Source organism: Trichormus sp. NMC-1 (assembly GCF_001858025.1).
Classification (GTDB): Bacteria; Cyanobacteriota; Cyanobacteriia; order Cyanobacteriales; family Nostocaceae; genus Anabaena.
In genome coordinates this window covers 935,218-943,158 of record NZ_LZQD01000001.1, presented here as the reverse complement: position 1 = coordinate 943,158, position 7,941 = coordinate 935,218, and the positions used below count along the sequence as shown (strand labels likewise).

Annotated in this window: 7 protein-coding genes and 1 pseudogene; 6 read left to right on the top strand and 2 right to left on the bottom strand. The window is 34.9% G+C overall.

What is annotated here, in order from left to right:
• Positions 1-76: 76 nt before the first annotated feature.
• Both A9Y75_RS04170 and A9Y75_RS29325 read right to left on the bottom strand, forming a co-directional pair.
• Entirely contained in the window at positions 77-985 is a 909-nt protein-coding gene (locus A9Y75_RS04170; protein WP_071188292.1) for a polysaccharide deacetylase family protein, read from the bottom strand.
• A gap of 628 nt (positions 986-1,613) precedes the next feature.
• Positions 1,614-1,718, bottom strand: a pseudogene (locus A9Y75_RS29325) (glycosyltransferase); the annotation flags it as partial.
• A gap of 122 nt (positions 1,719-1,840) precedes the next feature.
• Between A9Y75_RS29325 and A9Y75_RS04165 the strand changes: the two are divergent.
• The 6 genes from A9Y75_RS04165 to A9Y75_RS04145 all read left to right on the top strand — a co-directional run bounded on the left by A9Y75_RS04165 (position 1,841) and on the right by A9Y75_RS04145 (position 7,936).
• On the top strand, positions 1,841-3,394 hold the full coding sequence (locus A9Y75_RS04165) for a glycosyltransferase family 39 protein (RefSeq protein ID WP_071188291.1): 1,554 nt from the start codon (positions 1,841-1,843) through the stop codon (positions 3,392-3,394).
• Positions 3,395-3,480: 86 nt separating this feature from the next.
• Entirely contained in the window at positions 3,481-3,636 is a 156-nt protein-coding gene (locus tag A9Y75_RS27255) for a hypothetical protein (protein WP_177176101.1), read from the top strand.
• Between the two features lie 51 nt (positions 3,637-3,687).
• On the top strand, positions 3,688-5,190 hold the full coding sequence (locus A9Y75_RS04160) for a mannosyltransferase (protein WP_071188290.1): 1,503 nt from the start codon (positions 3,688-3,690) through the stop codon (positions 5,188-5,190).
• Between the two features lie 48 nt (positions 5,191-5,238).
• Positions 5,239-6,435, top strand: a complete 1,197-nt coding sequence (locus A9Y75_RS04155) for a 1-deoxy-D-xylulose-5-phosphate reductoisomerase (protein WP_071188289.1) — start codon at positions 5,239-5,241, stop codon at positions 6,433-6,435.
• 243 nt (positions 6,436-6,678) lie between these two features.
• Positions 6,679-7,512: a DUF4007 family protein gene (locus A9Y75_RS04150; protein WP_071188288.1), complete on the top strand. Its 834-nt coding sequence runs from the start codon at positions 6,679-6,681 to the stop codon at positions 7,510-7,512.
• Positions 7,496-7,936 (top strand): hypothetical protein, encoded by a 441-nt coding sequence (locus A9Y75_RS04145; RefSeq protein ID WP_071188287.1) that lies wholly within the window; start codon positions 7,496-7,498, stop codon positions 7,934-7,936. Before A9Y75_RS04150 ends, A9Y75_RS04145 begins: the two co-directional genes overlap by 17 nt.
• Positions 7,937-7,941: the final 5 nt, after the last annotated feature.

Sequence of the window (7,941 nt, the reverse complement as noted above, 5' to 3'; positions counted from 1 at the left end):
GTAATTACAGCAGAATTCAGGATTCAGTAGGGGCGTATTGCAATACGCCCCTACTGACTCCTGAATTCTGCTGTAATTACTTCTTGTTAGCAACTAGCTGTTGGTTTTTATCTTGTAGTTCTAAAAGTTCGGGGATAGTAACAAACCTATAACCCTGCTTACGGAACTTATTGATAATTTCTGGCAAAGCTTTGACAGTGTGAGTGCGATCGCCACCACCATCGTGCATTAATACGATACCGCCTGGTTTTGCAGCCCTAAAGATATTATTAATCAATTTTGGTACAGATGGACGAGAGTAGTCTACTGAGTCAGAAGACCACATAATAATTGCATACTTATTATTTCTGGCGTAACCGGCTACTCCATTAGTCATGATGCCGCCTGGTGGACGAAATAAACTGGTTTTCACACCTGTAGTTTTATAAATAATGTCTGTTGTTTTGTCAATTTCATAAGCCGCCATTTGCGGGTTCATGTGGTGATACCAATGATGCCAAGTATGATTAGCAATGGTGTGACCTTCAGCAACTACCCGCTTGGTTAAGTCGGGATAATTTTTGACATTTTGCCCAACGACAAAAAATGTCCCTTTAACTTTATTCTTTTTGAGGATATCAAGTACTTGTGTTGTACTTTTAGGCCAAGGGCCATCATCAAAGGTGAGTGCAATAACTTTTTCTTCTGGAGGGAGTTTTGCTTCCTTAATAGTTGCCCCTTGAAACCTTAGTGGTACATCAGGTGCAACGCCTTTTGCTTGTGCTTCTTGCTGCCAGCTATTGAGCATTATTGTCTTAAGTTCTTCAATACGCTCCTGAGTGCCTACATTAGCAGGGGTTTCATTCACGCTCAAATTTTGGTTGCTTTGAGCTTCAGATGCATTTGGCTTAACCAGCATCATAAAACCAATTCCCACAGTACCAGTTAAGCAAACCAAGGCAATTAATATTCCCTGGGGCCAAAAAAACGACTTATTTTGTTCCACTACAAAGCTCCTATAAGGGTTGAACCATCAATTAGGTTTCTGACGGTAGGTTATAACACATTTTGTCTAGATATTAGATACTCAACGGCTTACTAGTAATCATGAAAATTGCGATACAAAGTTACAGAAATTCCGCAATCTAGCATGATAAATTATACGGAGTTGCCTAAAACTTAGCCTTTAGCTAACCCCTTAAGTGATGAATCTCTAACTTTTGTACTTTTGTCAACACAGTAGGATAATGAATCAATGATTATTCCACATAAATAGCCAAGAAGAATAGAGTATCTAACTCCAAATAACGGCACAAACTATCAGTAGCATTACTGTTAATATGTAGTTTATTTTTTTAGTACATTCCTTATTCTTAAAGAAAATATTAAATTTTTAATGGCATATTGTTGTTTTAGGAATTTCATACTGTATGTAGACAACAAATAACAGATTATAGTTTCCCATTATCAAGCCATAGTTAGTCGTTAAGCTAGATACTCTTCTCAAAATTTAAATCTGTTTCATGTTTCAGGCTCTTATTGAGACTAGACATCTCCAGAAATGAAATATGCGTTATCCAGAACCTTTATAGAAACGTGACCTGGGTAGGGATTCTCGGCTCTACATTCTTTTTCACTCCTATGTCCACTGAGACTTGATGACCAAAATTTCTAGCTAGACTCAGGTAACGCACTCGATTATCATGATGGTGTAATTCGCAGATCATGCTCAAAGAGCGAACCAAGACAAGCTGAAAAACAATTGGCAATAGCGGAAAAATCAAACCAGATATTTCAGAATTAAAGACTTTAAAAAAGTTACAAACATCATGCAATTTTTGCCATTAATCAATTTATAAATATGAGGAATAAACACTGGTTATTCGGTTTATTATTTGCATCTTTATTCCTGTGGCTGCTATTTTTAGGAAATTTACCTTTACGAGATTGGGATGAAGGTACTATAGCCCAAGTTGCCCGTGAAATTTGGCGAAACCCAGTGGATAAAATGGTTTGGCTTTACCCCACTTTAGGAGGTGAACCATATCATAATAAACCACCTTTAATACACTGGTTAATTGCTATTGCTTATTCCTTTGGTGGTGTAAATGAATGGACAACACGCTTACCAAGTGCAATATTAACTGCATTGGGTGTACCTTTACTTTACTCTGTAGGAAATTTAGTTTTTAACCAAAGTTTACCAGCATTATTTACTGCTTTGGTTTATATGACGATGTTACCTGTAGTGCGTCATGGTAGACTTGCAATGTTAGATGGTGCAGTTATTACATTTTTCTTATTGTTATTATTTTGTATTTTAAAATCACGTCAGCAGCGAATTTATGCTTTAGGAATTGGCTTGAGTTTAGGATTAATTACTCTTACTAAAGGCATGATAGTTTTGCTTTTAGGAGGAATTGCAGGTTTATTTATATTAGCAAATCGAGAGTTTTATTTATTCAAAAGTTTATATTTATGGATGGGCATATTATTAGGAAATGCTTTACCAATTGCTTGGTATATTGCCCAATGGCAACATTATGGTGAGAATTTCTTACAAACAAATTTGCAATCACAAACTTTTGCGCGACTGGTAGAATCCGTAGAAGGGCATAGTGGACCAATTTGGTACTATTTAATTGAAATACTTAAATATGGTTTTCCCTGGTTGTTGTTTTTGCCAGGAGGGTTATATTTAGCTTGGAGAAAAAGCCATACTACTTGGGGTTCTTTGATTATTATCGGCACAGTAATTTACTTTGGCACTATCTCATTTATGAGTACAAAACTTCCCTGGTATGTAATGCCTATATATCCATTTTTAGCTCTAGCAATTGGTGCTAATTTGAGTGAAATTTGGCAGCAAGGGAAGTTTAATGTCAAATTCTTAGGAGGGTTTTTTGCTTTTTTGACTGTTGCTGGTTTGGGAGGTTGTGTCTATTTTAGTTTTGCTGATCCACAACCAACATTAATTATTATGAGTATTATTTTAGCAATCAGTATGAGTATTGCTGCATGGTTAGTTATCAAGCGAAATCGTAACTTTATCCCTGTTTTATTTGCTGGAATGTATTTAGTTTTATTGTTGTTAATGAGTTCCCATTCATGGATATGGGAGTTAAATGAAGCGTTCCCAGTTAAACCAGTTGCTGCATTAATTCGTAAACATATTCCAGCGGGAACAACAATCTATACTTCTTTTGCTTATAATCGTCCTAGTTTAGATTTTTATAGCGATTGTAAAGTAGTTGCTGTTCCTATTTCGGTGTTGCAGGAAATGTTGTCTAAGAAATCTTATTTGTTAGTGGATAATAAGACTTTGGAGAAAATGAATTTAAATCAAAGTAAAATTATAGGAGAAGCCAAAGGATTTACATTGATTTCACCACCAATTAATTATAATAATGTATAATGTAGAACTTTCAGACAATATAGATAACAACACAAGCGATACTACTAATATGTTAAATTAACATACATAGCTTTTTCATCAAAAATATGCAAATAACAGAAAAACAATATTACACCCCAGAGGAATATCTGGAAGATGAAAACATATCACTGGAAACAGTGCCTTTTGAGATTTGCTTAAAAGATTTATACAATAAAGTAAAATTTGAAGTTGTGGAATCTGAACCCGAAAATAATCAGTAAGTCTTGTTTGCTGATAGTATTCTATAATAATTTCCTCTCATCATCAAAAAGATGAATCGTCATTTTAAATTAGATAACCTATTATTAGGCATCCTCATTATATTCGCATTAATACTGCGCGCTGGTATGGCTTTAAAATTCCCCAATATATTTTGGGCTGATGAAATTTTTCAAACCCTAGAACCTGCACACCGGCTTGCTTTTGGTAACGGTATTGTTACCTGGGAATTTAGAGACGGTATTCGTTCCTGGGTATTACCAGGAATTCTCGCAGCTATTATGCGTCTAACTTCGTGGCTGGGAGAAGGTTCTACTGGATATCTAATAGGAGTTAATTTATTTTTATCTCTACTTTCTCTAAGTAATATCTTAGTCGCATATTTATGGGGAAAAAAGATAGGAGGAACAATTACAGCCTTGATTTGTGCCGCTATTTGTACTATTTGGTTTGAACTAATCTACTTTTCTCCCAAAGCTTTTACCGAAGTCGTAGCAACACATTTTCTCTTACCTGGAGTTTATTTAGGAGTTCAAAAAAATTTACTTACAACCAGAAAGCGTCTATTTTTATCAGGATGTGTGTTAGGAATATCTCTAGCATTAAGAATCCACTTTTTACCTTGTATTGCTTTTATTATAATTTACATTTGTAGAAAAGATTGGCGTAATAAATGGTTGCCAATGATCTTAGGTATCATCGCCCCTATGCTAATATTTGGAACTGTTGATGCCTTTACTTGGACTTATCCTTTTCAATCTTTTTGGTTAAATATTTGGGTGAATATTGTTGAAGGTAGAAGTAAACTTTATGGAGTTTCTCCTTGGTATGAATACTTTATTTTCTTGCTGAAAACTTGGTCTTGGTTCTCTATACCTATAGTTATTCTGGCTCTTTTAGGTTCCCGTCGTATTCCTATTTTGGCATGGTCAGCTTTAATTATTATTTTGTCTCATAGTTTGTTAGCTCATAAAGAATATCGCTTTATTTATCCTGCATTACCAATGGTGATGATATTAGCAGGAATAGGAACAGCAGAATTAGTTTTATTAATTTTAAACTTTTCCCACAGATGGGTTTCACATGGAAAAAAAGTCATAGCAATATTACTTTGTGTATTCCTCTGGACTTCCACTTCTGTAACTCTCCTCAGCCGATTTAATATTTATAATCCTTTGAATTTTTCTACTTTTGGTACTAACTTAGAAAATACACATTTGTATGCTACAACTAATAATTTACTAGCCTTACAAAGCTTAAGTACAGAAAATACTGTTTGTGGTCTTGGCCTTTGGGGTGTTAATTGGGCTTTATCAGGAGGGTATACCTATTTTCACCGGGATGTTCCCATATATCAAGTTGAAAAAGCAGCAGATTTTGAAGAGCTAAAAGCAGGTTTTAACTACATTATTGGCAATCGTTCCATACCATCTCAATATCAAGACTATACTTTGCAGAAATGTTGGCAAGAAACTTGTATCTATAAGCGGCCAGGTTCTTGTAGCCAGATTATAGATAGCGATATCAATTCTGTTCTCAAAAAATCGGGAAATTAGTAGCCGAAGCAATTTATATTTAAAATTACCGTTAATTATTAAATAATTGTGAAAGCTATAACTTTACTTGGTTCTACCGGCTCAATTGGTACTCAAACCTTAGATATCGTCTCTGAACACCCAGATAAATTCCGAATCGTCGGATTAGCTGCTGGAAGGAATGTGGAGTTGTTCGCGGCGCAAATTCGCCAGTTTCGCCCCCAAATCGCTGCTATTTCTGCTGCTGAGAAATTACCAGAACTTCGGGAAGCAATCAAAGATTTAAATCCCCAACCTATTTTACTTGCTGGTGAAGCGGGAGTGATAGAAGTTGCTCGTTATGGCGATGCCCAAACAGTTGTTACTGGTATTGTTGGTTGCGCTGGGCTATTACCGACAATTGCGGCTATTGAAGCAGGTAAGGATATTGCTTTAGCAAACAAAGAAACCCTGATTGCCGGCGCTCCTGTGGTTTTACCGTTGGTGGAAAAACACGGTGTCAAACTTTTACCAGCAGATTCTGAACATTCTGCCATTTTTCAATGTCTGCAAGGTGTTCCCAAAGATGGTTTAAGAAAGATATTACTTACCGCTTCCGGTGGTGCTTTTCGAGATTGGCCTGTGGAAAAGTTAGCAGAAGTAAAAGTTGCTGATGCTCTTAAACATCCTAACTGGTCAATGGGACGAAAAATCACCGTAGATTCGGCAACTTTGATGAATAAGGGTTTGGAAGTAATTGAGGCTCATTATTTATTTGGTGTAGATTACGATAACATCGAAATTGTCATTCATCCTCAAAGTATTATTCACTCTTTAATAGAGTTACAAGATACTTCGGTTTTAGCTCAACTTGGTTGGCCAGATATGCGTTTACCTCTGCTTTATGCTTTATCTTGGCCTGAGCGAATTTACACTAATTGGGAAAGATTGAATTTAGTAAAATCTGGTGATTTAACTTTCCGTGAACCGGATCATCAAAAGTATCCTTGTATGCAGTTAGCTTACGCTGCTGGTAGGGCTGCTGGTTCTATGCCTGCGGTGTTAAATGCTGCTAATGAACAAGTTGTAGCGTTATTTTTAGAAGAGAAAATTCGCTTTTTGGATATTCCTAAGTGTATTGAATTTGTGTGCGAAAGTCATCAAAATGATAACAAACAAAATCCCTCTTTAGATGACATTTTGGCAGCAGATAAATGGGCTAGGCAAGAAGTTTTCACAGCTATGGAAAAGGTAGCAACTCAGCCACAGATAATTTCTGTAGGGTAAATATTAGATCCCCGACTTCTGACATTAGCTGAAAATTTTTTGACAGCAACAAAGAAAATTCGGGGATCTCAGATTACTAAAACGTCATTATATACACTATAATACAGTCAGCACTTAAACAAGACTGAAAATATTGCCACCGCAGTTAAACCCAAATACAAATAGCAGTTTTTATTTGCGAGTGCAACCATTTTTTTAAGTAATATCACTGAAAATATCATATTACCGAATACTGGATAGACTATGGCTAAAATGCAACTGCATTTCAACGGTAACTTCTCCCTCAAAAAAGAAGAAATTAAAAGAATACTAGAAGCAGCTTCAGAAGAAAAAGGTTTAAAAGATACTTTAGAAAACCTGATGACAAAAACAGGTTTAGGTAATGCCAAAGTTGGCAAAATTAAAAGTTGGGCAACTAGAGCAGGTTTAGTTAAAGATAATTATCTCAGCCCAGAAGGAAAAATAGTTTTAAAATATGATTTTTCTTTAAAATCAAATATTACAGATTGGTTAATGCACTTTTATTTAAGCTTTGGTAATGAAGGTTTAAAGCAAATACCAGAAAACCCGGCGGAATGGGGAGGATGGACTTATTTTATTTATACTTTTCTCCCTGAAAATCCAACTTTTAGTAAAAATGATTTATTTCAAAATAGTATTTCTATATTTGAAGAACCTGCTAAAGTAATTCCTGAAAGATTCAAATATATTTTAAGAGCTTATACTGAACCACAAGCATTAGCTAATTGTCAAATTATCCAAGAAATTAAAACCGACAAATATCAAACCGGAAAAACAAAACTTCCTAATGATTATTTAATTGGTTATTTCCTGGCTAAACTTTGGGAACGAGATTTTAATCAGGAAACTTCTGTATTAACTGATGATATTTTCTCTCAAAAGATGGGAATTATCCCGGTTTTAGGTATTCAATCTGAAACTTTACAACAACATCTGAATAGGATGGAATCTTTGGGAATTATAGAACAAAGACGCACCGTTGCACCCTATCAAATTATTTGTCGTTGGGATCAACCTATCAAATTATTAGAAAAAGCTTATGGTAACAATCAATAATTTATCACTTCAAGATGCAAAACCAACAGATTACCCTCATTTAATATTGTGGGATAATCCTCATAATGCCGAAATTGTTCAGATTGCATTTAACAATAACGCTCAAATTATCAGTTATCGTGATAACTTAATTAGTCGTATTAACAGCAAACAAAAATATCTAATTTTGAATGAAAATTTAGATGATGAATTAGATGCTATTAAAGAAATTTGTGCTAATAATAGTAAAAAAGTTCTGATCTTAAAAGACTTAGATATTTTAATATCCTATCTTTATAGTAAACCCTCATCTCCTATTAGTTTATTTTGGAAAAAGCTGGGAGATATAAGACATTTAGACAGCATTTTATGGATTTTACTCCCTACTAAATTTATTCCACCTAATTGGGATAAAAAACGTATCAAGTCCGTAGTTGGGCTTTAGCCCAA

What these genes read in the sequence shown, in the direction of transcription:
- A9Y75_RS04165 (WP_071188291.1), top strand. Translation starts at nt 1,841, where the DNA reads ATGAGGAATAAACACTGGTTATTCGGTTTATTATTTGCATCTTTATTC.
- A9Y75_RS27255 (WP_177176101.1), top strand. Translation starts at nt 3,481, where the DNA reads ATGCAAATAACAGAAAAACAATATTACACCCCAGAGGAATATCTGGAA.
- A9Y75_RS04160 (WP_071188290.1), top strand. Translation starts at nt 3,688, where the DNA reads ATGAATCGTCATTTTAAATTAGATAACCTATTATTAGGCATCCTCATT.
- A9Y75_RS04150 (WP_071188288.1), top strand. Translation starts at nt 6,679, where the DNA reads ATGGCTAAAATGCAACTGCATTTCAACGGTAACTTCTCCCTCAAAAAA.
- A9Y75_RS04145 (WP_071188287.1), top strand. Translation starts at nt 7,496, where the DNA reads ATGGTAACAATCAATAATTTATCACTTCAAGATGCAAAACCAACAGAT.